The sequence below is a fragment of the Chamaesiphon sp. VAR_48_metabat_135_sub genome, from assembly GCF_031418915.1.
In the GTDB taxonomy this organism is placed as follows: domain Bacteria; phylum Cyanobacteriota; class Cyanobacteriia; order Cyanobacteriales; family Chamaesiphonaceae; genus Chamaesiphon.
In genome coordinates this window covers 1-26,062 of the sequence record NZ_JANOJV010000284.1, presented here as the reverse complement: position 1 = coordinate 26,062, position 26,062 = coordinate 1, and the positions used below count along the sequence as shown (strand labels likewise).

Below are 26,062 nucleotides of genomic sequence, written 5' to 3'. Positions count from 1 at the left end.
GCGATCGCCAAAAATCTCGATCTGCCAGGGGTTGTTCGTACCTATAGCTTAGAAGAATATCATCGCGGTTATGCCCTGATCGTGGAAGATTTTGGCGGTATATCCTTAACTGAGTATCGTCAAAATCAGCCATTATCATGCCCCGATGTCTTGGAGATTGCGATTCAGCTTGCCGACACTCTCCACGGATTGGGACAACAGCGGATCGTCCATAAAGACATCAAGCCTGCCAATATTCTAATTAATCCCACCACCAAGCAAGTCAAACTAATTGACTTTAGTATTGCCTCGCTTTTGCCCCGTGAAACCCAATCAATGCTTAGCCCTAGCTTATTAGAGGGTACTTTAGCTTACATCTCGCCCGAACAAACTGGACGGATGAATCGGGGGATTGATTATCGTACTGATTTTTATGCCTTGGGAGTGACATTGTATGAGTTGCTAGTGGGCAAATTGCCGTTTGAGACAGAAGATTTTACTGAATTAATCTATTGTCATTTAGCACAGCAACCAATTCTAATCGATCGAGTCAATCCAGATCTTCCCACTGTAGTATCCCAAATAGTTGCCAAACTGATGGCAAAAAATGCGGAAGATCGCTATCAAAGTGCATTGGGACTTAGATACGATCTGGAACAGTGTTTACATCAATATCAATTGACGGGGAAAATCGATCGATTTAACTTAGGATCGCGAGATTTATGCGACAGATTTCTGATTCCCGAACATCTTTATGGTAGATCGGTAGAAGTTCAAACCTTGCTTGATGGCTTTACTCGTGTCAGTCAAGGACAGACGGAATTGATGTTGGTGGCAGGATTTTCGGGAATTGGCAAAACGGCGGTTGTCAATGAAGTTCACAAGCCGATTACCCGCCAACATGGCTATTTTATTAAAGGTAAATACGACCAATTTAATCGCAATATTCCCCTGTCGGCATTTGTCCAAGCATTTCGGGATTTAATCGGTCAACTATTGAGTGAAAGTGATGTCCAACTGGCTAATTGGCGAAGCCAAATTTTGGCAGCCGTGGGCGAAAATGGTCGAGTTTTAATTGAAGCAATTCCTGAATTAGAGTTAGTTATTGGCTCTCAGCCTACTGTTACTCAATTATCAGGAACGGCGGCGCAGAATCGGTTTAATATGTTGTTCCAAAAGTTTATTGAAATTTTCACCACACCGGAGCATCCCTTAGTCATATTTTTGGATGATTTACAGTGGGCTGATTTGGCTTCGCTCCAGTTAATGAAACTATTGATGGGAGGGAAAGGATATCTACTATTAGTGGGGGCATATCGGGATAATGAAGTATCGCCGATTCATCCGTTGATGTTAATGGTGCAGGCATTGCAACAAGCCAAGGTAATTGTGCAAACTATTACGCTCGCACCGCTCAGATTTAGAGATACCAATCAATTAGTCGCTGATACCTTACATTGTTCGACAGATCGATCGCAACCATTAGCAAAATTAATCGATGTCAAAACTCAAGGTAATCCCTTTTTTACCACTCAGTTTCTCCAAGTATTACATCATGATGGCGAGATTTGGTTCAATTCTGAAGGCTATTGGGAATGTGATATTACGCGAGTAGAAGCCCTAGCTTTGACGGATGATGTTGTAAAATTTGTAGCTCTTCAGTTGCAGAAATTGCCATCTAGAACTCAAGAGATTCTCAAGTTAGCGGCCTGTATTGGTAATCAGTTCGATCTAAATACTTTAGCAATTGTCTCAGAACAATCGCAATTTGATACGGCTTCAGATCTGTGGATGGGGCTAGAATCTGGGTTGATTTTGCCTAATAGTCACATCTACAAGTTCTACCATGATTTGCAGGATTTGCAGGATGATGTTGCTGGTGTGGATCGTGTGGGAAGTGCGCTCCCAAATGATTGCGTCTCTCTCTATCGCTTTTTGCACGATCGAGTTCAGCAAGCTGCTTATTCTTTGATTCCTGAAGATCGGAAACCAGCTACCCATTTAAGTATTGGGAGGCTATTGTATTCACAAATATCTGACTTGGCAGAATCCGATCGATTATTAGAAATTGTCAATCAATTTAATGCAGGTGCTAGGATCATTGACGATCCGATCGAGCAACAAAACCTGATGCAGATGAATTTATTTGCTGCTCGTAAGGCTCGATCGAATACAGCTTATAATATTGCTTTTAACTATAGCTTACAGGGTATTAAATATTTAGCTGATGACCCCTGGATAAATCAATATCAATGGGCTTTAGATCTACATGAAATTGCTGCCGAAACAGCGCAATTAATTAACGATTCACAATTTAACACCTATGTCAACATCGTATTAGAACGAGCGATCGCTCCATTAGATCGATGTGGCGTTTATCGAATTAAGATGACAGATCTAATCGGTGAAGATCGACTTAGCGAAGCTGTCGATTTAGGGATTGTCATCTTAGCCGAACTTGGTATTTATTTATCCAAGCATGTTAATAAGCTTACAGCATTATCAGCATTAATTAAAATCGAAGCGATTTTAATCGGCAAAAATCCATCTTTAATTAAAAATCGCCAAAATATTGATAATCAAAAAATTAGAGAAAGCATGAATTTTCTTGATACTTTAATCTCGATTTCATATCTGCTCTATCCTAATTTATTTGTTGTTGTAGCTACCAAACTCGTCCAATTATCCGAACGGCATGGTAATTGTGAGTATTCTAGCACTGGGTATGCAGTTTATAGCTTTATTTTGACAGCAGCATTCAATCAAATCGATCGCGGCATTAAATACAATCGAGCGGCAATTGATATTTTAGAAAAAATATCTAACAATCGTGTTAAATCTAGCGTCTTCTTTATTAGTTCAGCGATCAAAACCTGGGATATTTCGCTTCAAGCGACAATTGAGATGCAATATCAAGGCTATGAAGCAGGGATTGAAGTCGGAAACTTTGAGTATGCAGCATGGAACTTAGTGAATGATGGATTTTTTCGATACTTAGCTGGAGAAAATCTACAGATAGTTCGCAAACATATATGTAGAAATCGTCAAATTATTGCATCATTAAATCAAGATGTACCATTTTCATTTAACGATCGAACTGGTCAAAGCATTGATAATTTATTAGGCAATTCTCCAAATTATTTTGAATTTAGAAGCGATTATTTTGACGATCGAGCATTTATCGATCGATGTCATAAATCGGGTTATATTACGGGAATTACTTATCTGCATATTGAAAAGTTAATAATTTACTATATTTTTGGTGATTTAGATAGATCGATTCAATCGCTCCAAACATGTCTAGAATCTATCTATACTGTAGCAGGTCACTTTATTAATTGTGTTTTTAATTTTTATAGTGCGCTGACCATGATTGCGATCGACCCCATTGGGTACAAGCGGCAAATATCTACCTGTCAAAAACAAGTTGGGCTAGTTGCCAAGTATGCCCCTATGAATGCCAGTCACAAATGGGAATTAATTGAAGCAGAAAGATTGCGACAATCTGGTAAAAATAGTTTAGCAATTGAATTGTACGATCGAGCCATTAGCTCGGCAAAAGTCAACGGCTTTAGCCAAGAAGAAGCCTTAGCTAATGAACTCGCTGCTAAATTTTATCTGGCTTGGGGTAAAGAAAAAATTGCAGCTATTTATATGCAAGAAGCATATTATTGCTACGCCCGTTGGGGAGCCACCGCCAAAACAAATGATTTAGAACAACGCTATCCTCAACTCCTCACCCCCATCCTCCAAGCACAGCAACAGGAGCTTAATCCCCTATCTACCCTGACAACGATTACCAATTCTCGACTTAGAAATAGCTATAGTATTCAGAGTGTCGATACAATTGACTTGGCTTCAGTGATTCAATCAGCCCAAGTTTTATCTAGTGCACTGGATATTACCCAACTAATTCGGCAACTTGTCGAAATTATTCTCAAGAATTCTGGTGCTGAAACCTGTATATTGGCATTGCCTGTTAGCACATCCTCAATCATCAATAATCCTGACGATCTGTGGCAAATTTATGCGATCGCGACCATCAATTCTGGTACTATTAGTATCGACCAAACTCACCGCCCACTAGTAAATAATCTTGAGTGTCCAGCAAAATTAATTTACTGGGTCAAGAACACCCAACAAACTGCGATCTTTGATGCTCGTCAAAGACTAGCATTAGATAAATTTGGTGGATCGACGATTCTCCAGAAGAGAGGCTACGCCAACGAAGATCGATATTTAAACCAACATCAACCACGAAGTGTTTTTGCCCTGCCGATCGTCAAGCAAGAATCAGTAATTGGAGTTATTTATTTAGAACATCGCCAAGCTCCAGATATTTTCAACCCAGACAAAAAAACGATTATTTCTTTTCTATGTACCCAAGCCGCGATCGCTATTGACAATGCCAATCTCTACCAAAAATCTCAGGTAGCTGCAGCAGATGTCTGTCTTCAGCAGAGTTATTTAGAAGCACTCCTGAATAATATTCCGCATCTGGCTTGGCTCAAAGATAAAAATAGTCAATTCATTGCTGTGAATCAAGCTTTTGGAGATGTGAGCGGACATGCTCCAACAGAACTGATTGGTAAAAAAGATTTAGATATTTGGCCCGTTGAACTAGCACAGAAATATATAGATGATGATTTACTGACGATGCAATCTGGACAGCGTAAAATAGTAGAAGAGAAAGTATTAAATAGTCAGCAAGAAAAACGATGGTTAGAAACAATTAAAACACCGATCAGAGATAGTAATGGGAACATCACAGGGACTGTCGGGATTGCCTTAGATATTACCGAACGCAAAATTGCGGAACAGAAACTAGAGTTTACCCAATTTGCAGTAGACAATTCTGCCGATGGTATTGCCCTACTCAAGCCCGATGGTTCTTTTGCTTATGTCAATAAATCTATGTGTCGGATGTTAGGCTATTCCTCAACGGAATTAGCTGCAATGTATATCTGGGATATTGATGATGAAACCTCACCTCATACCTGGCCGAACCATTGGCGAAAGCTAAAAAAGACTGGTGGATTTTCGGTTGAAGTCTATCATCAGAGTAAAGACGGCAACCGCTATCCAGTTGAAATTAGTCTCAATTATTTTGAATTTCAAGGTGAGGAATACAACTTCACCCGCACTAGAGATATTACCGCTGCTAAAGCAGCAGAGTTAGCCCTACAGCAGTCACAAGTACGCTATCAAAAGTTATCTGATAATATTCCTGGCGCGATCTATCAGTTTCAGTTAACACCTAATGGGAAGATGGCTTTTCCCTACATTAGCTCGGTTTGTTACGAACTATTTGACATCGAAGCAGCCGTAGTTATCGCTGATGCGAACAGTTTAATTAGCACTATCCATCCAGACGATCTCGCGGAGTTTCAGCGGATTGTCGCTGAGTCGGCTCAAAATATGACTCCTAAGCTATGGGAAGGACGGGTTGTGTTGAGTTCGGGAATGACAAAATGGATCAAGTCAGCTTCCCGCCCAGAATTGCAACCGGATGGGTCGATCGTCTGGGATGGCGTAATGTTAGATATTACCGAACAGCAAACTGCACTACGCGAACGGAGGCAAGCAGAATTAGATCTGGCCAAATCCCAACAGAAATATTACAACTTGATCCAATCAATTAATGGGGTTGTTTGGGAATACGATATCACAATCGATCGATTTAGTTTCGTCAGCGATCGAGCCGTTGAATTATTTGGTTATCCGATCTCAGACTGGCTGTCTCAAACCAATTTTTGGCAAAATCATATCTATCCAGATGACCTAGCACAAGCACTCAAAATCTATGATGCCGCGATCGAGAATCATCAGAGTTGTGAATTTGAATATCGACTGATTGCGGCTGATGGTCGGGCAATTTGGATCTATGATATTTCGACTATTGTCTGCAATCTCGATGGTAATCCGATCGCCACCAATGGGTTATTCATCGATATTAGTGGTCTTAAACAAGTTGAAACCGAGCTACAACAAGCAAATGAACGACTAGAATTGACCAACTCTCAACTGCAACAAGCTACCCGTCTCAAAGACGAGTTTCTTGCTACTATGAGCCACGAATTGCGGACACCCCTCAATGCAATTTTGGGGATGTCTGAAGCCTTGCAGGAAGAAGTATTTGGCTCCCTTAATCCCCGCCAAATTAAGTCGATTTCGACCATTGAAAAAAGCGGTGAGCATTTACTCTCATTAATTAATGATATCCTCGATGTTTCCAAGATTGCCGCAGGTAAATTAGAAGTAAACATCACCGAAGTTTCTCTAGCAGAATTGTGTAAGTCGAGCTTAGAATTTGTCAAACAAAAAGCATTTGAGAAAAAGATTAAACTTGATACTCATTTTCCAGCGAATTTAGATCGTATATTTGTTGATGAACGGCGGATGCGTCAGGCATTAATTAACTTACTAAATAATGCGGTTAAATTCACACCCAATGGCGGATTGGTCACACTATCTATCTCTGCTAAATCTCCCGCATTCTGTCATCAAACAACAGGCTATAGTTTGTGTTTCGCCATCAGCGATACGGGCATTGGCATCGCTAGCGATGATATTGCCAAACTCTTTCAACCTTTTATTCAGGTGGATAGTAATCTCAATCGTAAATATCAAGGAACTGGATTGGGATTAGTACTTGTCAAACAAATTGTTGAATTACACGGTGGTTTTGTCTCGATCTCTAGTGAGGTTGGTAAAGGTAGTTGTTTTAGCATTATGCTACCGCAGACTGGCTTAAATTTTCTGGGCGAATCACTCGATCTCCACCCCGACGAATTCAGCCGCTCTGTCATTCCTGTTGCCCCTACTGCTCCGCTGATTTTACTTGCCGAGGACAACGAGATAAATATTCATACTTTCTCTAGTTATCTGATCGCTAAAGGTTATCGAACGATCGTTGCAAATAATGGACATGAAGCAATCGCCATGTATCAAAGTCAACGACCCGATCTGATTTTGATGGATGTCCAAATGCCAGATCTGGACGGCATCAAGGCGATCGAATATATTCGGCAACAATCTACCCAAATCCAACCCCCAATTATTGCCCTTACTGCCCTCGCAATGCCAGGAGATCGCGAAAAATGCTTGGCAGCAGGTGCAAATAAATACCTTGCCAAACCACTCAAACTCAGGGAACTACACCAAAATATTCAGGAGTGTCTAGATGTGAATCGATCGGGAATAATTGACTCACATCTCCCCTCAGTACATAACAACTGATGAAATAGACTCAAAACTTAGTCATAAGTACTAAAACTATTCACTAGTAACTTTGTTTTGATCCAAGATCTGAGTTGATGAATATCACATATTAAGATCGAGCCGATCGCTTAAGATCCCTTAATAATCTAGATATAGTTAATCGGCGATCGATCTCATTAGCTATCCGCAAAAGCATTTACATAACTATGAATTCCCTCGATAGCTACGACTATATTCAAAAAACAGATTCAACCCTAACTGTTGATGGTTTCGAGCCATCGATTGCCGAAATTTCACGGCTCGATCAAGCTATTCTCGATGCACAAGCCAGTAACTCACTTGAAGCAGAAGCGATCGCCCATGAATGTGCTGCTCAGTTTTATTTAGAATGGGGCAAGGAAAAAATCGCCGTTGTCTATCTCCAAGATGCTTATGATTGTTATGCTCGATCGGGAGCTAAATTCAAAACAGAAAGCCTCGAACAACAGTATCCGCAATTCTTAGCATCAATCCTCCGCCAACGGCAGCAACAACTGGGCGGGTCTAATTACTTTACTGATGAATTTATTGCTACTCTCAGTCATGAATTTCGTAATCCCCTCAATAGCATTTTGGGAATGTCCGAAATATTGTTAGAAGAAGTCTTTGGGAGCATGAATGAGAAACAACTCAATGCTGTCACTACTATCGATCGCAGCGGATGGTATTTATTCGCATTAATCAATAACATGGTGGATTTATCGAAAATTCAAGTTGGTAAACTAGAACTAGAAATAACGAATGTTTCGGTTGCTGAACTTTGCGACTCCAGCATCACCTTTGTCAAACACTGTGCAATTCAGAAGCAAATTCAACTAGATCTAGATATTCCCGATCTGGTTGGTGATATTGCTGTAGATCTACAGCGGATACATCAAGTATTAATTAATCTCCTCACTCAAGCGATCGATTCTACCCCCGTCGGCGGGATGGTCAAATTGGTAGTGAGGAAAGCGCGAGCAAGCTCTGGTGTCAATGCCACTTCTGTAATTCAGTTTTCGGCGATCGATACTAGCAAAGACATATCTAGCAGTTGCAACCACAAAGCAACTCAATCTTTTTTACCAATTAACAGCCGCCGGATTGGACTTGGTTTGATGCTCGTTAAACCGATCGTCGAGTTACATGGTGGCACGCTAGAATTCCAGAGTACAATTGGTCGAGGTGGTTGTACGATCGTATCCTTGCCCGATCGATATTTTAGTTTAGACTCGATCTCCAGTGCTGAAGATTTTAGTTCGCGATCTGGCACTATTGTTGAAGAAATTCCCAAACAACCTTTGATTCTGATTGTTGAAGACAATGAACTGAATATCAACACGATCTCCAGCTATCTCACCGCCAAGGGTTATCGCCCAATTGTCGCTCAAGATGGACAATCGGCGATTGAAATGACTAATTTACACCATCCTGACTTGATTTTGATGGATATTCAAATGCCTGGAATGGATGGCCTAGAAGCGATCGTTCAGATCCGTCAAAATCCGCAACTAGCCGAGATTCCAATTATTGCACTGACAGCCCTAGCAATGGAAGGCGATCGTGAGAAATGTTTGGCAGCCGGAGCAAATGAATACATCCCCAAACCAGTTAAACTCAAACAACTCAACACTACGATCCAACAGTTTTTAACAGCCAGCCTCGTGGAGATAAGCGAACGGAAATAGTCCCAATATTAGCCATGCATTAAACTTTGGAAGTTGGCCGATAAGGAGTAGTCAATAGGAATACCATTCCAATCCTGATGGTAATTCACAACTGGTATATTCGAGATGAATGACTCGGCGATGACTTGGAACGATCGCTGTAGATGAAGCGTGCAATAATAATGGGCGCATCAGCAGGATTCCACCAGGATCGCAGTTACAAGTAATACCTGGGGATGTTTGCTTCCATCGATCGATCTCCGCATCCGTCAATTTACCGTGACAATGAGAACCTGGAATTACTTTCAAGGCTCCATTTGACTCATCAGTTTTATCCAGATGAATTCTCACTGTCAACATTCGCTCTAAAATAGCCGTAGGCGGCTGAACGTGAAGAATTCCGGCTTTCACAGACCAAGAGTGATAACTAGGTACATCCAAGCGATTTTTGATAGCAATGGTGCGATCTTGATGCCAGGGTACTTTCCAATTTGCACTAGGTTGTTTATCAAAGAATATCCCTCTGACGACTCGTGTGGTATCGCCTAAAATTGGCTCTATTAGCGATCGAATCTCCTGACTCCGAGCTAATACTCTGATGCTGGGGGCTAACTCTAATAAATTTCTAATGCCCGCTCGACCTGGAGTAATATTGAGGTCAGTAATATCTGCAATTAGTGACTCGATCGAGTCTAGACTGAGGTACCGATCGATCGTCACAAATCCATTTTCCTCAATCTCTCCAGTAAAAATAGTCATCAATTCACCATCCACCATCCACTATTGTCGATCCCAAATTGCTGGTAAATCCGTCACCCCAGGCTCATACCCCATTTGATTGAGCAAGGTAGTTAATTGTCCGCGATGGTGGGTTTGGTGGTTGAACATATGCGTCACCAGCAGCCAGTGGGGAAGCGTGCGAGTGAAACCCGAACTATTGGTGTAAGTTAAAGTCTCATTCAGCCAACTTGGAGTTAAATTTTGCACCCAATCGATAATAGCTCGTTGGCGTAGCCTTTCCTTGGAAAATCGAGTCGTTCTCGTTCTGCCCATAACTCGCTAAAATTACTATATATTCCCCCATCGAGCTTACCGACAAATGGTTGCTGGGTGAATCGACCCAACCAAATGAGATCGCCAACCAGGATATGATTGAGAGTACCATCGATCGACTTAAAAAAAGCCCCACGATCTGACTTTCGATCGACATCGGGAATACTCGTACAGATGTCATACAGCTTCTGATTTATCCACTGATTGTACGTCGCCATCACAGTGTAGTAATTCATAGGAGTTAGGGGTTAGGCTTTAGGTCTTGAATATTTATCTTAGTGCTAAAGCCTAATCGATCGAAATCCATCTAGCCCCTAGTCTCTAACTCTTTCCCTACAGCCTAACACCTAACTTATGCCTTCCATTATCGTTGACAGCAAGAACCGCCTGACAGATCTGATTAAACGTTATCGAGATCGAGTCGATTACCTAGCGATTAGACTAGAAGAGTCTGAAGGGACAGATATTCTGATCCGTGGCGATAAAGTCGAGACTTTGAGCGAGGATCTGGCGATCGGTGGACAGGTGCGTGCGTGTTATAAAGGTGGTTGGGGTTTTGCGAGTTTCAATCGGTTGGAAACCCTAGCAGAACGAATCGAAGAAGCGATCGCGGCGGCGCGAATTATCGGTGAAGATGTGACGATTCTGGCACCGATCGAGATTATTCAGACTAGTTGTAGTTTACCCCTGACTGGCACCGATCCACGCCAGATTCCGATCGCTCACAAAAAGGCATTATGCGAGCATTATAATCACATTCTCCAGACTACCGATCGCCGCATTGCCACGACTTCCGTGCGTTATGGCGATAGTGCCCAGCATATCGTCCTGGCGACTTCTGAAGGTACCCTAATCGAACAATCCTGGATCGATATGGAGATTCGGTTTGCTGCCACCGCCCGCAATGGCGATACCGTTCAAACCGGACGCGAAACCCTCGGTTCCCGCAAAGCCTATGAAGATACGATCGGACTCGATCGACAGGTAGAAAGTGCCGCCCAGCGTGCAGTAGCTGCCCTGTTCCTGCCACCTGTGAAGGGTAATGCCTATACTGTCGTCATCGACCCCATTTTGAGTGGTTTATTCGTTCACGAGGCATTTGGGCACCTCTCCGAGGCTGATTCGATGTACGAAAATCCCGACCTGTTGGAAGTAATGACAATGGGGCGACGCTTTGGTTGTAAGGAGTTGCAAATTTTCGATGGAGCTGCACCAGAGGGGCATCGTGGGAGTTATTTATACGACGACGAAGGCACCCCCGCCACGACGACGCAATTAATCGAGGATGGCGTATTAGTGGGACGCTTGCACTCGCGAGAAACGGCGGGGAAATTGGGTGAAGCGGCGACAGGTAATGCACGGTGCTTGAACTATCATTATCCCCCGATCGTGCGAATGACGAATACTTGGATCGATCGCGGACATACTCCTGTCGCCGATCTATTTGCCGATATCAAGGAAGGCGTATATGCCCGCAATTGGTTAGGGGGCATGACAAATGGTGAGATGTTTACCTTCAGCGCAGGTGAAGCGTGGATGATTCGCAATGGTGAAATCGCCGAACCAGTGCGGGATGTGACTTTATCTGGCAATGTGTTTAAAACGTTGGGCGATATCGAAGGTATTGGCGATGATTTCCACTGGGATGAGTCCGGCGGTTGCGGAAAGGCTGGGCAAGGTGGTTTGGCTGTAGGTGTCGGCGGGCCGAGTTTGCGGATTCGGGATGTAGTTGTCGGGGGTGATATGGAGGATGATGAGGATGAGTGAAATAATCTCCAAAAGATTGTTGAGAGGATGGTGAAACTCTCTAATGTTAGTTGTGCAGACTTGACAGCATAAATGATGAATAAATATCGAGGGAAATCATAATGGCTGAGAGTACTATAAAAGTAGACATCTCATTTCAATCGTTGTTAGAAGCAATTTCATCACTAGGGATTGCTGAAAAACATCAGCTTTTGGAATTTGTGGAAGCTGAATTATTCCCTGATGATGAAGATGCTCCTGATGACATTGCTGAAATTCAGGCTGCTCGCGCTGACTATGCAGCAGGACATTACACCACGTTAGATCGATACATGACGGAGCGGGCAAACCGTTCTGGATGAATTACACCATCATTAGTTTAGCTTATAGTCTAAATCGAAAAGAATAATTGTATATTATGTTGCCAAACTGAACCCCTAAACTGTATTGTTGATGCTAGGGTTCTTGCGATCTTAGGCTAGCGCGACCCTCGTTGGCATCGCGCTAAAACAACTAAGTGCTGGGTAGTCGCAATGTAATTTATAGAAGGAAGATTTAGATAATGACGACAGTTCGGAGTAATGCTACCGCCGCCCCGCCAACACCGTGGTCGCAGAATTTGGCAGAGCCAAAGATTCACCATAGTGCCTACGTTCACGCTTTTTCTAACATCATTGGCGATGTCCGTGTTGGCGAAAACGTGATGATCGCGCCAGGGATTTCGATTCGAGCCGATGAGGGCAACCCCTTTTCGATCGGTGCGAACACCAATATTCAAGATGGCGTAGTGATCCACGGACTAGAGCAAGGGCGAGTGACTGGCGATGATGGTACGCCTTACTCCGTCTGGATTGGGAATAATAGCTCTATCACCCACATGGCACTGATTCACGGTCCTGCATATGTGGGCAACGACTGCTTTATTGGCTTTCGTTCCACGGTATTTAATGCGAAGGTCGGTCACGGTTGTGTTGTGATGATGCACGCCCTAATTCAGGATGTCGAAATTCCGCCGAACAAATATGTGCCCTCTGGCGCAATTATTACCAGCCAGCAGCAAGCAGATCGACTATCAGAAGTACAGCCTGACGATAAGAAATTCGCCGCTCACATCATTAGTATCAACGATTCGTTGCGATCGGGCTACCACTGCGTTGATGATGTCGTGTGTGTCGCAGATATCCAAAGTGCTAATGCAGCAGCTTTATCTGGAACTGGTCCCACAACGCTGGATCTGCCACTTAAACAAAAAAATACCCAGAATTCCAGTCTGCACCCAGATGTCGTTAGCAGCGTCCGCAACCTGATCTCCCAAGGATACCAAATTGGCACCGAACATGCCAATAAACGTCGCTTTCAGACCAGTTCTTGGACTAGCTGTACGTCGTTTAACTCTCGGAACGAAGGTGAAATTCTCAACCATCTCGAAAGTTGCCTTCAAGACCATAGTGGCGAATATGTCCGCTTGATCGGCATCGATACCAATGCCAAGCGGCGGGTACTCGAAACCATCATCCAACGTCCTACGGATCGCCCTGGACAGTCCGAAGTTCGCAGTGTTAGCACGAGTTTCAGTCAACCTAGTTCTAGCCCTGCTGCGAGTAATATTGCTAGCTCTAGTGGTGCGAATGCCGATGTAGCAACCATCGTGCGCCAACTCATCAACCAAGGCTGTAAAATAGCGATCGAACGTGCTGACAAACGTCGCTTCCAAACTAGCTCCTGGAATACCTACGCCGTCGAATCCCAATCCGAAAGTGCAATTTTAGCTGCAATTTCTGACTGTATTGCTAACTATCCTAACGACTATGTACGGGCGATCGGCATCGATCCTCACGCCAAGCGGCGGGTATCCGAGCAAATCGTCCATCGTCCCGGTCAATCTACTAGTACCAGCAGTAGTACTACTATTGCCAGCAACAGTTTTAGCACTGGTACCAAGAGTAGTCAAGTTAATACAAATAGTTCTCTCTTAACCATTGATGCTATTGAGACGATCTCTCGTCTCGTCGCCCAAGGCTGTGCAATCTTCACCGAATTTGCCGACGAGCGGCGCAAAAAGAGCAACGCCTGGGAAACTGGCGGACAAGTGTCTGGTAGCAACGCCTCAGAAGTCGTGCGATCCTTGGAATCGATCGTCAAGGATCGACAAAAGTCTTACGTCCGCGTCATTGGTGTAGACCAAAAAGTCAAGAAGCGCGTAGCTGAGAAGGTGATTCATCGCCCTAGTAAGTAGCTCATGTTAATGCCTACGATAGTGCTAGCGACTGAAGTCGCGGCCATCGTTGCACAGTCCTCTGGCTTCGTTCCATTACCACCCGCTACCAAAGTGCGGTGCTCATCGTTCAAGTCTGTTAAAACAGACTAACAAGAATCTATCAGTGTGTTTTAACAGACTTGAGCTATTAGCCTGGGGATTAATCCCCAGGCGGGTAAAGAGCGGAGCAGAAAGCGATCGATCGGCAGTCCTTAAACCGAACTGACGTTAAATACCTGTACTTTCGAGCCAGCAGTAATGATATTTGTATTGACAGGTATTACTGCCAAAGCATTCGTACCTGCTAAATTGATGAGATTTCCCGAACTATGACTACCCCCAGCCAGAGTAAAGTGATGTATTCCATCAATTAACTCTAATTTACCCCAGAGATAAGTTTCCCGCTTGCCATCAGCGGTTAAATCTTGGGTAGTTATTGCCTCTATCCACTTTGGGTACCAACTAGACTTTGGTAAACCTGCAAGTTTCGCCATCGCAGGTTTGACAAATCGCCAACAACTAACTAATGCTGAGACAGGATTACCTGGAAGTCCAAAATAGACGACAGATCGATCTCCTCGATTAAATTTAGCCACCGTCAGCGGCTTCCCTGGTTTGATCGCCACAGCGCGAATCTGAATATCTCCACCCAATTCTGCCAGGATATCCTCTACATAGTCATAATCGCCGACAGAGACACCACCAGTAGATAAGACAAAATCTGCCGACGAGATCGCTTCTGACATTGCAGCGGTCAATTTTGCTCGGTCGTCGGGGACTATTCCCATGCAGATCGGGATACCGCCAGCTTGCTGTACGAAGGCGGCTAAGGCATACTGATTGGAATCAACAATTTGCCCTGGTTTCAATAGGCGATTTGGTGTCACTAATTCATCGCCAGTGGAGAGAATTGCCACGCGGGGACGACGGTAAACCTCGACTTCACTACATCCCGTCGCTGCCAAAATTGCGATTTCTGCGGGATTTAAAACCGTACCAGCCGCGAGCAGCGAATCGCCAATACGGGCGTATTCTCCCCGCTGGCGAATGAACGATCTCGCTGTTGGAGTTATCTGAATTTTGACAAAATTTTTCTGGACGGGCTGGGTATGCTCTTGCATCACAATTGTATCGGCTCCAGCAGGCACGATCGCCCCTGTAAATATGCGCGCGGCTTCTCCAGATTGAATCTCTCGTTGGGGCTGATATCCAGCCGGAATTTCTTCGACGACTTCGAGCGTAATTGGGTGTTTAGACGTACTAGATCGTACATCAGCAAATTTTACGGCATAACCATCCATCGCTGAGTTATCCCAATGGGGAAAGTCTAACCGACTGACAATCGAAGTTGCCAAAATTCGCCCCGTCGCGAGATTCAGATCGATTGATTCTATTCCACTCGAAGGTCGTACTAAATCGAGAATAATCTTTTCGGCGTGGGAGACAGGGAGCATTTGATTAGGGAAATATGGGTGTGGGAGTGTTAATTACTTCCACTATAGATCGAAGGAAGAGCTAGACTGAACTTTAGTTGACGATTCTGAGAGTTTCAACTCCGACAGAACTACTTTACTGCGCTCGCAACGTCGATTTATGAAACAATTATTGAGAATCTCCAAAGCACTGTTACTGACTTACTATGCCTACATGCTAGAGTATCGAGCAGAACTCTTGCTTTGGGCACTTTCAGGGTCGTTACCGTTCATTCTGATGGGGGTGTGGACTCAAGCAGCAGAGCAAGGAAACTTTGGTTTATCTTCGATCGAGTTTGCTCGGTATTTTCTGGCAGTTTATCTGGTACGACAGCTCACCGTAGTCTGGGTAATTTGGGATTTTGAGCGTGATATTGTCGATGGGAAGTTGTCGTTTCGATTGTTGCAACCACTAGATCCAGTTTGGCATCATATATTCTCGCATATTGGCGAAAGATTTGCCAGATTACCGTTTATTTTTGGATTAGTTGCGCTCTTCTTTCTACTATATCCAGATGCATTTTGGGTGCCTAATTTGAGTACGCTACTATTATTCACGATCGCCAGTACCAGTGCTTTTGCCTTACAATTCCTAATTCAGTATACCTTGGCAATGTTTGCCTTTTGGACTGAAAAAGCTAGTGCGATTCAGGAGGTATGGTTTTTAGTTCATCTCTTTTTGTCAGGGGCGATCGCGCCATTAGAAATATTTCCACCAGCAGTAAGATCGATCGCCTTGTGGACACCATTTCCCTATATTATTAACTTTCCTGCGAGTATTCTAACTGGTCTAAAAGTCGATCTGATTCACAGTTTTGGTACGATCTCGATTTGGGTAATTGTGTTCTCGATCGTCAATCGTTGGCTCTGGAAGAAAGGTCTACGCCAGTATTCAGGAATGGGCGCATGAATTGATAATTGATAATTGCGATCGGACTAAGTTGTTTGGATTTAAAACCAAGCACCAAGCAAACGATGAGAATCATTGCTGAAACCATCGAATTTGCTTAGTGCTCGATCGAACTATATTGTTGGCGCATTTCCGAAACAGCAGATGCTAATTATGCTGTTAGAGAAAGAGAATCGACCTACGCTTTATCAGATTTTAGTTTCTTTCTCATCCGTAATGCGGCCGTACCACCGACTAGAGTGCCGATGATGGTAAAAGGTTCGGGAACGGCAGCAGCCCCAGGAATATTAACTTGACCACTGGTGCCAAATCGTAAATTGTCGATCGCGAAACCAGCACTTTCTGCTCCTACCAAGGAAAATTGTAGTCCAGCAATTTGGTTGCTACCATCACTAGTTACTAGCCCGAGAAATTCAATTCCTGTCGCTGAATTTAGGACCGATCCTAACAAGGTACCATTACGAGAGAAAGCAGTGATAGCAGTACTGCCGATCGAATCAAAAAAACCGCCATCAAGCCCAACACCAGCTTGATCTGTGTCGAATAAAATGCTAATTGGTCCGTTGAATAGAGGAGTGCCAGAAAGCACGGGACTAGTTGGATTACTACCATCACTGGAGATGAAGGCATTAGGTCCGCCCAGAGATAAAGGACCTGTTGGGATTCCATTTACGACTCCTGAAGGTGTAGCACCTGGCGGAATAGGTGCTGTGCCCACAGTTTGCCCTGTAAATATTCCACCAAAAGATACCGTTGGAGCACTAGCACCACCACCATATTGACCTGGAGTGTATACCGGATTGACGGTTCCCAAAGGTTTTTCACTAAATGTGATTAACCCAGCTTGAGCGTTGAAAGCACCCGCACCAATTTTGAGGATTGCAGCACTAGCCGTCGGAATTGTGCCCAGTGAAGCCACACCAAAAACTGCAGCAGCACTGACTAATTTAGAAAAATCTTTGAGCTGAGAGATCGTCATCAATTATGTCCTTGAAGAAGTTTTGAATTTTGTGAAGTACTTATCCTGACGCAATGGACTTACATATAACAATCGGCGATTCGTGCTTTTTGCTGTACGATGGTCTTACTGCGGCAATGATATTATTGATACTTTGAAATTTCCATGTCTTTAAGTACGGCACTTTCAGACTAATTAAATACATGATAATCCTATCAACTCTAATAAAATTTTGATTCAGCAAAATGGCTTGTTAATCAATCACTTTGCTACTTTTGTTGCATAAATAATTCAATATATACTGAGAAGCTTTAAATCGGCAAAAAGTAGAAAGCCGCCGCTAGAATTAGGTAAGTTGCCAGTAATAATATCCCTTCTAACCAATTCGATCGACCATCCAGACTGATTAAATTAGCCACAATTACCGCTACTGCTACCGCCACAATTTCAAACGGATTAAAATTCAAATCCATCGGTTGACCGATCGCGTAACCGACTAAAACTAATAGCGGTGCCATTAATAAGGCAACTAATAAACTCGAACCCATTGCCACCGAGACGGATAAATCCATATTATTTTTGATGGCGACACCAACGGCGGTGACATATTCAGCAGCACCGCCAACTAATGGTAATAAAATCACCCCCGTAAATAAGGGTGTTAAACCCAAACCTTTGGTAGCGGCTTCGACGACCCCGACAAACATCTCCGATTCATAAGCAACTGCTAGGGTAGAAACGACCAAAATAAATAACCAGAGGCGTAAATCCGGTTTGTGTTCGGTAGCTTCAACGTCTAAATCAACCAAGCTAACATCATACAAATAACTATGAGTTTTTAGCGAGAATAGTAAGGTCATCGCATAAACTATAATTAAAATAACTGCGACCGCGATCGAGAGTTTTTCGACAGCAAATGCATCAGAATTATTAGCAGAATAAAAAGCCATTGTTGGTAGTAAAATCGCAATTACCGCCAACGTCATCGAAGAACCGCTGACTTGTGCCACGATCGGTTTAAATTCTTGCTCCTTGTACTTCAAACCACCCAAAAACATCGACAAACCCATTGCCAACAACAGATTACTAATAATCGTTCCAGTAATACTAGCTTTGACAATATCAACTAAGCCAGCTTTGAGCGCGACCAAAGCAATAATCACTTCTGTGGCATTACCAAATACGGCATTCAGCAACCCGCCTACGGCAGGACCAGTGACTACGGCTATTTCTTCCGTTGCGGTGCTCAACCAGATGGCTAGGGGCACGATCGCCAACGCTGAGGTGATAAATACAGTTAGATCTCCCCAGTGGAGCTGTTCGGCTGTAATGGAAATTGGGACGAATACTAATAAACCGATGGAGAGGATTTTTTTGATAGACATGGGTTGGGGTGTGGGGGTGTAGGGGTGTAGGGGTGTAGGGGTGTTAGGCTGTGTGGGGGTGTTAGGGTGTGGGGGTGTGGGGGTGTGTTTCTTACTCCGTTACTTCCATACCCCCTCACCCCCCAACTCCGTAATTCCCCAACTCTCACACACCCCATCTTTTTCAATATCCAATACCAAACTTCGACATAATATGCCAAAATTTGTAACAGGATGTTAATAATTATCTAATATTAAAATTACCTTTATGAACGATGGAGAGCAAGACCGTCTTAGTAGTCCAGAAGATCTGGAAACTACAACAGACCAAAAAGTAGAAAATACCGATGACGATCGGTTTGAATGTCGCGCCTGTGGCTACACATACGATCCCAATAGAGGAGATCCCAAAAATAAGGTTATTGCTGGTACACCTTTTAGCGTACTACCTGCGGCCTGGACATGTCCGGTCTGTACTGCCAAAAAAGCTGCTTTTACAAATATCGGGACTAATGCAGTTTCTGGGTTTAAAGAAAATCAGGGCTACGGATTTGGTGTTAACACCATGACACAGGAGCAAAAAAGCTTATTAATTTATGGTGGGCTGGGAGTAGGAATCTTACTTTTACTCAGTCTATATACATTGAATTAGGCTTTAGGATTTAGGTCTTAGGTTGTAGAGAAAGCAAGCTTATCCCTCTCTATCAATAAACATTACTGTAATTATCGATCGTCCCAATATATGATTAAACGAATTCTTAGACAAGCTGCTACGCTCCTGGCTATCGGGATATTTTGCGTCAGTTGCAGTCATATTACACCTTTAGCAACTAGTCCGTGGAAACCAATCCAGTTACCCACAGAATCAAATATCCAAGATCTGGCATTTACTGGAAATCCCCAACATGGTTGGGTTGTTGGCAGCGACTCGGCAATTTTGGAAACCAATGATGGCGGCAAAACCTGGGAAAATCGCAAACTAGAACTAGATAGCGATAAATACCGTTTCACGTCAATTAGTTTTGCTGGCGATGAAGGCTGGATTGTTGGCGAACCTGCGATTCTCCTTCACACCAAAGATACGGGTAAATCTTGGGAACGACTTGCGCTGAGTGCAAAATTACCAGGAACTCCCGCTACCATTAAAGCTTTGGGTGCAAGCTCGGCAGAAATGACCACCGACATTGGGGCGATTTATGCAACCAAAGACGCTGGGAAAAATTGGAAGGCTCTCGTTAGTGGCGCTGTCGGCGTATTTCGGACGATTTCTCGTGCTGATGACGGTAAATATGTCGCTGTCTCTGCCAAAGGTAACTTCTACTCTACTTGGACACCAGGTCAAGAAAGTTGGGAACCCCATAACCGGAATAGTTCTCGCCGCGTTTCTAGCATGGGATTTACTAATGACAATCGGTTATGGATGCTAGCTCGTGGCGGACAATTGCAATTTAGCAAGCCCGAAGCATCCGAAGCCTGGGATAATGAAGTATTCCCTGGACAGAAAACCAATCTGGGTTTGTTAGATCTCGCTTATCGGACTCCTGGCGAAATCTGGGTATCTGGTGGGAGTGGAGATTTACTCGTCAGTAACGATAGTGGCAAAACTTGGCTCAAGGATACGGCGATAGAAGAGGTACCATCGAATCTTTACAAGATTTTGTTCTTGAGTGCCGATCGCGGTTTTATCATCGGTCAGCGGGGTATATTGCTACAGTACCAGGGCGAAGCAGCTTAGGATTTAGGGGTGAGCTATTAGTGGTTAGGGGTTAGGAATGAGGATTAATATCCTACTTGCATCGTCAAGCCTAATCCCGAATGTCTTGAAAAGGTGCTCTACTTGCGGCGCACTTTTGGCTCCCGAATCCCTAATTAAATTTCTCTCATTTAAACATCACATTTCTTCAAGATTATGAGATAAACTGGGATTTAGTAAAGATATTCAAGATTGGGAGAAAATCGATATGGCAGGCTCGACCGGAGAACGTCCATTTAGCGATATCGTGACCAGTATTCGTTACTGGATCATTCATAGCCTGACGATTCCAGCATTATTTGTAGCTGGTTGGCTGTTTGTTAGCACTGGCTTGGCTTATGATGCCTTTGGTACCCCTCGTCCTGATGAGTATTTTACTCAGAATCGTCAGGAGCTACCGATCGTATCCGATCGATTTGACTCTAAAAATCAGATCGAGAAGTTTATTAAAGATAAATAGTTGGATGTATTGGTCGATCCTAGCCTGTGGGCTAGAAAGTTATTTCTTCGCTTGTTTTTTAGAGATCGAGTGATAATAACCAACCAATAATTAACAACTCATAACTAAACCTTAAACCAACTTTCCTTAATTGTAGGAGCGCAGAAGATGACTAGCGGTGGCGGAAATCAGCCTATTTCATATCCCATTTTTACTGTCAGATGGTTAGCTGTCCATACTTTGGGCGTACCAACTGTGTTTTTTATTGGCGCGATCGCTGCCATGCAATTTATTCAAAGATAAGATTTAAATTAAAACTATGGAACGTACTCCAAACCCCAATAACCAGCCAGTAGAACTCAATCGAGCTTCACTATTTTTGGGCTTGTTAATGATTTTTACGCTTGGAATTTTGTTTACCAGTTACTTCTTTAACTAACCGGTTCGATTTGTATTACTGTTGGGATATTTACAAAAGGAAAAAATTATGTCTGAACCAGGAAGAATTCCCCTGTGGCTAGTAGCAACTGTTGCTGGTATGGGTGTAATTGTAGTTGTGAGCTTATTCTTCTATGGCTCTTATGCTGGAATTGGCTCATCAATGTAAGCAGGATAACGGTATCTAAATCAAAAATTGCCGACGATCTCTATCTTAATTAAAAAGCCGGACTAGTCCGGCTTTTTGGCGTTAGGCATTAGGTATTAGGCTTTAGGCTAAGTTTCTAACACGTAGCCGCTAACAGCTAATACCTAATCCCTAAGCTGCTTCGCGTTCGATGTACAAAAATAAAAATGCCATCACTACAGCCGGAAATACTAAACCAACAGTAGGGACGAGGATGGAAGGGAGAAAAGAAGCTGCCATAATTAAAAGTCCTTTGTTTATATGGATTGCATCTTTAGATTCTATCTGAATTAGTCAGCTAAAAAGGCTCACAAAATTTTGACAAAAGTTTATAAATCTTAATAGTAGCTGAAAATGGAGTTGAAAGATAAAGTCTAACGACCTGGTGGTAATTAGTTAATCTACAATCGTTGGCGTAGCCTAGGGTCGGTAATCATCGATAACTATCTCTAAGTTTTCATAGTGGCGAGGCTGGTAGTGACGATGAGATGGCGGGGTAGCTGAGGTCGGATGGGCAAAATCAATCTCCAAATCGCCAGTTAGATCGATATCAACAGAGTTGAGACCGGTCTCGATCTCTGGGTCTATTGTTGTTTTAACTGCTGCTGGGTGAAGAAAATTGCTACTTGTGGATGGTTCGACGGGAAGAACATCTGGATGGGTAAACAAGGATTCTCGTTTGTAGGCGAGGGGGACAGTGGGATATCGATCGGATTGTATCGGTTTGGTTTGTGCGGTGGCGGCAAATCGAGCAGTCTGGGGGATCGATGCTCGCAATCCAAGTGTAGCTGATGCTGGTTGTGACTCTTGGGTAGATCGATCGAGCCGCTCCAGATGCTCACGAGTAGCTTCTGGAATATCTGTGTGGCGATCTAAGGGTGGTAGTGATGAAGGTTCGGATTCTTGTAAGGGATTGAGATTGAGGGTGACGGTGAAGCCTCTGGAGCCAAGTTGAATATGATGTCGATCAAAAAGACTAACCTCACCCAATAGGAGGGTAATCTTAGACTCAGAAGGTAATTCTAATCGACCGTGAAAAATAAACGTGTGAAGATTTGAGGGTAAAGATTGTTCGATCGAAACAACGACTTCGGAAGTTTGTGGGTGGCGAAGACAGATAGACAGCTTCTCGATTTTGACTGTTTGAACGATATGACCAGTCAATAACTGTAAATTACAAGCACCGCTAATCATTAGTTGATGACCAGGAATTAGACCAGAAAATGTCGATCGATCCAGATCGATTAGTTGAGAGGGTGAATCGACGATCGGTTGAAGCTTAATTTTGCCCAGTAGTGTCTCGATAATTTCTGGTTGCTGACTTTGAGGTTGTAATGATTCCCACTCTAGTCTTTCTAATAATAAATTGAGTCTTTCCGCCCAGTTTTCTGGTTCGCCCATGACAGAGATCGGCATAATTGGCTCTGTTGGTGTGACAAAATCCTCACTTTCTTCGATCTCTGCAAATTGAGCGGGAACGACTTGCGAACTGTGAGTCAGCGGTTGGTTGTTGGTGATACTAGATGATGATGCTGCACCAATTTCCAGTAGCTCGGTTGGTGTTGGGTTCGTAAAATTAGGCGGAGATTGCGTTGGGATTCGTGTCAAGACGCGGAGTTTGAGCACATGATGCCATGATGTCTGTGTTGATGTCGTGCCACTGCAAACAAATTGCCAAATTCCTGATTTTAAGTGGGTAAAGGGCAATATTTCTAGTAATCCGCCAGCATTGGTCATTTGGTCGATCGATCTCGATCGTCTTTGTGGTACTGTCGAACCTAGAGTTTGATGAGCGATCCGAGTCTGGATTTTTGTCTCAGCAAGATTGCTATGTGCGACGATCCGATACTGACCTTCCATTAATTGGAGATTACCTGTTTTAATCGATCGCCAGCTTCGATCTCCCTCGCGCTGAATTAGAAACTCCCAGTATTCCATTCGTTATCCCTAGATGCACTGAATCTAAATTTTAGTATCTTAGGGGATCGTGTGGATCTGAGCCAGGGGCTGTTTGATAATTAACGCAAGTTGCTAGTTATAACAAATGTTAAAGATTTGGGTATTGGGTATTGGGTATTAGCGATGGATAAAACCTAAAACCTAACAGCTAAAACCTAACACCCATCCCACTAACAACCTATAACTAGCAACTTAGGTTAATTAATAATTACACATCCCCATTCGTGCAGCGTTTGCCGATTCAGCAAGACAGAGGATCGAATGAACGGCAATCGGCTAGAATAGCTATGTCGCAGGTAAGGAATGAAAATACTAGTGTCTAAGGAAGCTACTAAGCTATTAATTGCCGCAAGTGGAACAGGGGGACATGTATTTCCCGCGATCGCAGTTGCCGAAAAGCTCTCAGGCTACAAGATCGAATGGTTGGGCGTACCAGATCGACTAGAGTCTAAGTTAGTTCCTAAAGAATATCCGCTGCATCTAATTCGGGTTGGTGGTTTTCAGGGAAAACTGGGATTGGGTACACTGAAAACTATTGTTGGATTAATTAAAGGTATCTTCCAAGTCCGAAAACTGCTCAAACAGGGTAAGTTCGATGCCGTGTTCAGTACTGGTGGTTATATTTCTGCACCTGCCATTTTAGCTGGTTACTCGCTCGGGCTGCCAGTTCTTCTCCACGAGTCAAATGCCCTCCCAGGTAAAGTTACTCGATCTCTCAGTCCTTTTTGTACCAAGGTTGCAGTTGGCTTTGTCGAGACAAGTAAATATCTCCCCCGCGCTAAAACTATCTATTTGGGGACTCCCTGTCGTCAACAGTTTTTGACCCCAGAACCCCTCGATTTACCCATTTCCAAGGACAGCCCCCTCATTGTAGTCGTTGGTGGCTCTCAAGGTGCTGTAGCCCTCAATCAGATGATTCGCGAATGTGTTGGGACTTGGTTGGATGCTGGAGTGACGATCGTACATATCGTTGGTGGTGCAAATGACCCAACGGAGAAAATCGAACATCCCCAGTATATTGTGTTGCCTTTTTATGACAATATGGCAGGACTATTTCAACGAGCGGATTTGGCGATTAGTCGGGCTGGTGCAGCGACTTTAAATGAGCTAATGATTACCCGCACACCCTCAATTTTGGTGCCTTATCCTTATGCGGCGGAGGATCACCAATACTATAATGCTAATGTCTTAGCTGGGGCTAATGCGGCATTACTCTTTCGCCAAGAAAGTCTCACTGCTCAATTTCTAGCGACTGAAGTGCTCAACCTGCTCGAAAATCCGCAGCGTCGGGAATCAATGGCATCCAATGCCAGTTCGTTGGGTGTGATTAATAGTGCAGATTTGCTAGCCGATCTCATTGGAGAATCAGTAAATACTCGATTGAGATCGATGCAGCCAATTCACAGCCAAAAAGGTGCTGAAGGTTGAAATTACCAGATCGAAATCTCAATAACTAAGTCAAATTGAAATCGAAACAAACAGGCTTCAATCCTTCGACTGAAAGTTATAGAAATAATTCAAAATCTAAAATCTAAAATTCAAATGACTAAAGCAACTTGGAACGGTGTTACCTTAGCAGAAAGCGATGCAACAATCGTTGTTGAAAATAATCAATATTTTCCCGCAGACAGTCTTAATAAACAGTATTTTAGCGACAGCAATACTCACACCACTTGTGGCTGGAAAGGTTTGTGTAACTATTATACGATTGAAGTAGACGGTCAAACTAATCCAGATGCGGCTTGGTACTATCCAGAACCCAAGGATGCAGCTAAAAATATTGCTGGCTATGTTGCTTTTTGGAAGGGTGTTAAAGTTTCATAAATGTAGATTGAATTTTCAGCACACTTAGAAATCAATATGGTCGATCTCCACATCATTGAGGAATTGAAAGTTCAATTTGCCGATATTCCAGAGGCGATCGTCTCATTAGAGACAATCGCTGACTGTGAAGGCGATCTTGAAGATGCGGCAATGACTTTAGCGATTCGGGTCGGACAACAGCCAGATATTAATAATAGTGAATGGTTGGATGGATTGGCAAAAAAATGTCGGGTAGCGATCTGTCAATCAGAATTTCGGAATGACATGGTTAGTGGTAACTTCAAAACACTATTTCAACACTTTGTGCTGCTAAAAGTCTGTCCAAAGTTGTTAATTTTGCCTGTGTTATTATACGCACATGAGTACGGTGTCAATCGTTTTTGCCAACCTCTCGATCCGCTTTAATCTGTGCTAGTTGGTGAGGACTGATACCCAAGTTAAATAAGTCGATCTTAATTCCGACTCTCGATCTCCCGATCGCCTAAAACTCGATCGAACGAGACGATATCGATCTTGCCGATCCGTACCTCGATTTGCTGTTGGAGCCACTGCTCGAAGAGTTCATCGAGGAACCTTTCCTCCATCGCCAGATCGAACTGTGCGGGCAACCAGCGATCGAGTCGGAGAAAGGTATAACGCTCGTTTAGTTCAAAGATCGGTGAGAGTTGTTTGGGTTTTAGCCCAATTGTCTGGTGGTAAATTAGGGGGTGTAATTCTGTTCCAGAAATCGGTCCCACACAGCCACCTCTGTGGGCGGTGGGATGTTCGGAATATTCTGTGGCCAGATGGGTAAAGGATTGACCTTGTTCGTGAATCC

General features: G+C 43.5%; 24 protein-coding genes. 15 read left to right on the top strand and 9 right to left on the bottom strand.

Annotation, left to right across the window (positions count from 1 at the left end):
* Nucleotides 1-3 precede the first annotated feature (3 nt).
* Both RMO55_RS19945 and RMO55_RS19940 read left to right on the top strand, forming a co-directional pair.
* On the top strand, nt 4-7,218 hold the full coding sequence (locus RMO55_RS19945; RefSeq protein WP_310429580.1) for a PAS domain S-box protein: 7,215 nt from the start codon (nt 4-6) through the stop codon (nt 7,216-7,218).
* Nucleotides 7,219-7,406: 188 nt separating this feature from the next.
* On the top strand, nt 7,407-8,906 hold the full coding sequence (locus tag RMO55_RS19940; protein WP_310429578.1) for a response regulator: 1,500 nt from the start codon (nt 7,407-7,409) through the stop codon (nt 8,904-8,906).
* A gap of 51 nt (nt 8,907-8,957) precedes the next feature.
* Here the strand turns inward: RMO55_RS19940 and RMO55_RS19935 are convergent, their stop codons facing one another.
* The 3 genes from RMO55_RS19935 to RMO55_RS19925 are packed head-to-tail and all read right to left on the bottom strand — an operon-like array spanning nt 8,958 to nt 10,174.
* Nucleotides 8,958-9,644: a phytanoyl-CoA dioxygenase family protein gene (locus RMO55_RS19935; protein WP_310429576.1), complete on the bottom strand. Its 687-nt coding sequence runs from the start codon at nt 9,642-9,644 to the stop codon at nt 8,958-8,960.
* A gap of 21 nt (nt 9,645-9,665) precedes the next feature.
* Nucleotides 9,666-9,872, bottom strand: a complete 207-nt coding sequence (locus RMO55_RS19930; protein ID WP_310429574.1) for a DinB family protein — start codon at nt 9,870-9,872, stop codon at nt 9,666-9,668.
* Nucleotides 9,860-10,174: a DinB family protein gene (locus tag RMO55_RS19925; protein ID WP_310429573.1), complete on the bottom strand. Its 315-nt coding sequence runs from the start codon at nt 10,172-10,174 to the stop codon at nt 9,860-9,862. The genes RMO55_RS19930 and RMO55_RS19925 overlap by 13 nt, the downstream gene beginning before the upstream one ends.
* Nucleotides 10,175-10,292: 118 nt before the next feature.
* Here RMO55_RS19925 and RMO55_RS19920 point away from each other — a divergent pair, with 118 nt between their 5' ends.
* The 3 genes from RMO55_RS19920 to RMO55_RS19910 all read left to right on the top strand — a co-directional run bounded on the left by RMO55_RS19920 (nt 10,293) and on the right by RMO55_RS19910 (nt 13,920).
* On the top strand, nt 10,293-11,705 hold the full coding sequence (locus tag RMO55_RS19920; protein ID WP_310429571.1) for a TldD/PmbA family protein: 1,413 nt from the start codon (nt 10,293-10,295) through the stop codon (nt 11,703-11,705).
* A gap of 101 nt (nt 11,706-11,806) precedes the next feature.
* Nucleotides 11,807-12,046 carry a hypothetical protein gene (locus tag RMO55_RS19915; RefSeq protein ID WP_310429569.1) on the top strand — a complete coding sequence of 80 codons (240 nt, stop codon included), beginning with the start codon at nt 11,807-11,809 and terminating at the stop codon, nt 12,044-12,046.
* A gap of 200 nt (nt 12,047-12,246) precedes the next feature.
* Nucleotides 12,247-13,920 carry a ribulose bisphosphate carboxylase small subunit gene (locus RMO55_RS19910; RefSeq protein WP_310429567.1) on the top strand — a complete coding sequence of 558 codons (1,674 nt, stop codon included), beginning with the start codon at nt 12,247-12,249 and terminating at the stop codon, nt 13,918-13,920.
* Between the two features lie 233 nt (nt 13,921-14,153).
* Here RMO55_RS19910 and glp read toward each other — a convergent pair whose 3' ends face one another.
* Nucleotides 14,154-15,395 carry a gephyrin-like molybdotransferase Glp gene (glp, locus tag RMO55_RS19905; protein WP_310429565.1) on the bottom strand — a complete coding sequence of 414 codons (1,242 nt, stop codon included), beginning with the start codon at nt 15,393-15,395 and terminating at the stop codon, nt 14,154-14,156.
* Nucleotides 15,396-15,534: 139 nt separating this feature from the next.
* Here glp and RMO55_RS19900 point away from each other — a divergent pair, with 139 nt between their 5' ends.
* The gene (locus tag RMO55_RS19900) at nt 15,535-16,323 is read left to right on the top strand and encodes an ABC-2 family transporter protein (RefSeq protein ID WP_310429563.1); all 789 of its coding nucleotides are present in this window, start codon (nt 15,535-15,537) and stop codon (nt 16,321-16,323) included.
* A 178-nt stretch (nt 16,324-16,501) separates the two neighbouring features.
* Here RMO55_RS19900 and RMO55_RS19895 read toward each other — a convergent pair whose 3' ends face one another.
* Nucleotides 16,502-17,302, bottom strand: coding sequence for a PEP-CTERM sorting domain-containing protein (locus RMO55_RS19895; protein WP_310429561.1), 801 nt, complete (start codon nt 17,300-17,302; stop codon nt 16,502-16,504).
* A 290-nt stretch (nt 17,303-17,592) separates the two neighbouring features.
* Nucleotides 17,593-18,666 (bottom strand): calcium/proton exchanger, encoded by a 1,074-nt coding sequence (gene cax, locus RMO55_RS19890; RefSeq protein WP_310429559.1) that lies wholly within the window; start codon nt 18,664-18,666, stop codon nt 17,593-17,595.
* A gap of 247 nt (nt 18,667-18,913) precedes the next feature.
* On the opposite strand from cax, the gene RMO55_RS19885 reads away from it, so the two are divergent.
* The 6 genes from RMO55_RS19885 to RMO55_RS19860 all read left to right on the top strand — a co-directional run bounded on the left by RMO55_RS19885 (nt 18,914) and on the right by RMO55_RS19860 (nt 21,444).
* Nucleotides 18,914-19,297, top strand: a complete 384-nt coding sequence (locus RMO55_RS19885; protein WP_310429557.1) for a rubredoxin — start codon at nt 18,914-18,916, stop codon at nt 19,295-19,297.
* 90 nt (nt 19,298-19,387) lie between these two features.
* Nucleotides 19,388-20,380, top strand: a complete 993-nt coding sequence (locus RMO55_RS19880) for a photosynthesis system II assembly factor Ycf48 (RefSeq protein ID WP_310429555.1) — start codon at nt 19,388-19,390, stop codon at nt 20,378-20,380.
* Between the two features lie 226 nt (nt 20,381-20,606).
* Nucleotides 20,607-20,858, top strand: coding sequence for a cytochrome b559 subunit alpha (gene psbE, locus RMO55_RS19875; RefSeq protein ID WP_310429553.1), 252 nt, complete (start codon nt 20,607-20,609; stop codon nt 20,856-20,858).
* 147 nt (nt 20,859-21,005) lie between these two features.
* The gene (gene psbF / locus RMO55_RS19870) at nt 21,006-21,140 is read left to right on the top strand and encodes a cytochrome b559 subunit beta (protein WP_015162048.1); all 135 of its coding nucleotides are present in this window, start codon (nt 21,006-21,008) and stop codon (nt 21,138-21,140) included.
* A gap of 16 nt (nt 21,141-21,156) precedes the next feature.
* A complete protein-coding gene (locus RMO55_RS19865) occupies nt 21,157-21,276 on the top strand; it encodes a photosystem II reaction center protein L (protein WP_310429550.1) in 120 nt (39 codons plus the stop codon).
* Nucleotides 21,277-21,324: 48 nt separating this feature from the next.
* Nucleotides 21,325-21,444 carry a photosystem II reaction center protein J gene (locus RMO55_RS19860; protein ID WP_015162046.1) on the top strand — a complete coding sequence of 40 codons (120 nt, stop codon included), beginning with the start codon at nt 21,325-21,327 and terminating at the stop codon, nt 21,442-21,444.
* A 150-nt stretch (nt 21,445-21,594) separates the two neighbouring features.
* Here the strand turns inward: RMO55_RS19860 and psaI are convergent, their stop codons facing one another.
* A complete protein-coding gene (gene psaI / locus RMO55_RS19855; protein WP_310429548.1) occupies nt 21,595-21,702 on the bottom strand; it encodes a photosystem I reaction center subunit VIII in 108 nt (35 codons plus the stop codon).
* Between the two features lie 180 nt (nt 21,703-21,882).
* Nucleotides 21,883-23,400: a hypothetical protein gene (locus RMO55_RS19850; protein ID WP_310429546.1), complete on the bottom strand. Its 1,518-nt coding sequence runs from the start codon at nt 23,398-23,400 to the stop codon at nt 21,883-21,885.
* A 324-nt stretch (nt 23,401-23,724) separates the two neighbouring features.
* On the opposite strand from RMO55_RS19850, the gene murG reads away from it, so the two are divergent.
* The 3 genes from murG to RMO55_RS19835 all read left to right on the top strand — a co-directional run bounded on the left by murG (nt 23,725) and on the right by RMO55_RS19835 (nt 25,650).
* A complete protein-coding gene (gene murG, locus RMO55_RS19845) occupies nt 23,725-24,849 on the top strand; it encodes an undecaprenyldiphospho-muramoylpentapeptide beta-N-acetylglucosaminyltransferase (RefSeq protein WP_310429543.1) in 1,125 nt (374 codons plus the stop codon).
* 114 nt (nt 24,850-24,963) lie between these two features.
* Nucleotides 24,964-25,245, top strand: a complete 282-nt coding sequence (locus tag RMO55_RS19840; RefSeq protein WP_309734092.1) for a DUF427 domain-containing protein — start codon at nt 24,964-24,966, stop codon at nt 25,243-25,245.
* 36 nt (nt 25,246-25,281) lie between these two features.
* Complete coding sequence (locus RMO55_RS19835) at nt 25,282-25,650, top strand: hypothetical protein (protein ID WP_310429541.1); 369 nt, start codon at nt 25,282-25,284, stop codon at nt 25,648-25,650.
* A gap of 47 nt (nt 25,651-25,697) precedes the next feature.
* Here the strand turns inward: RMO55_RS19835 and RMO55_RS19830 are convergent.
* On the bottom strand, nt 25,698-26,062 hold a 365-nt coding region (locus RMO55_RS19830), incomplete at its 5' end, for a peptidylprolyl isomerase (protein WP_396134418.1).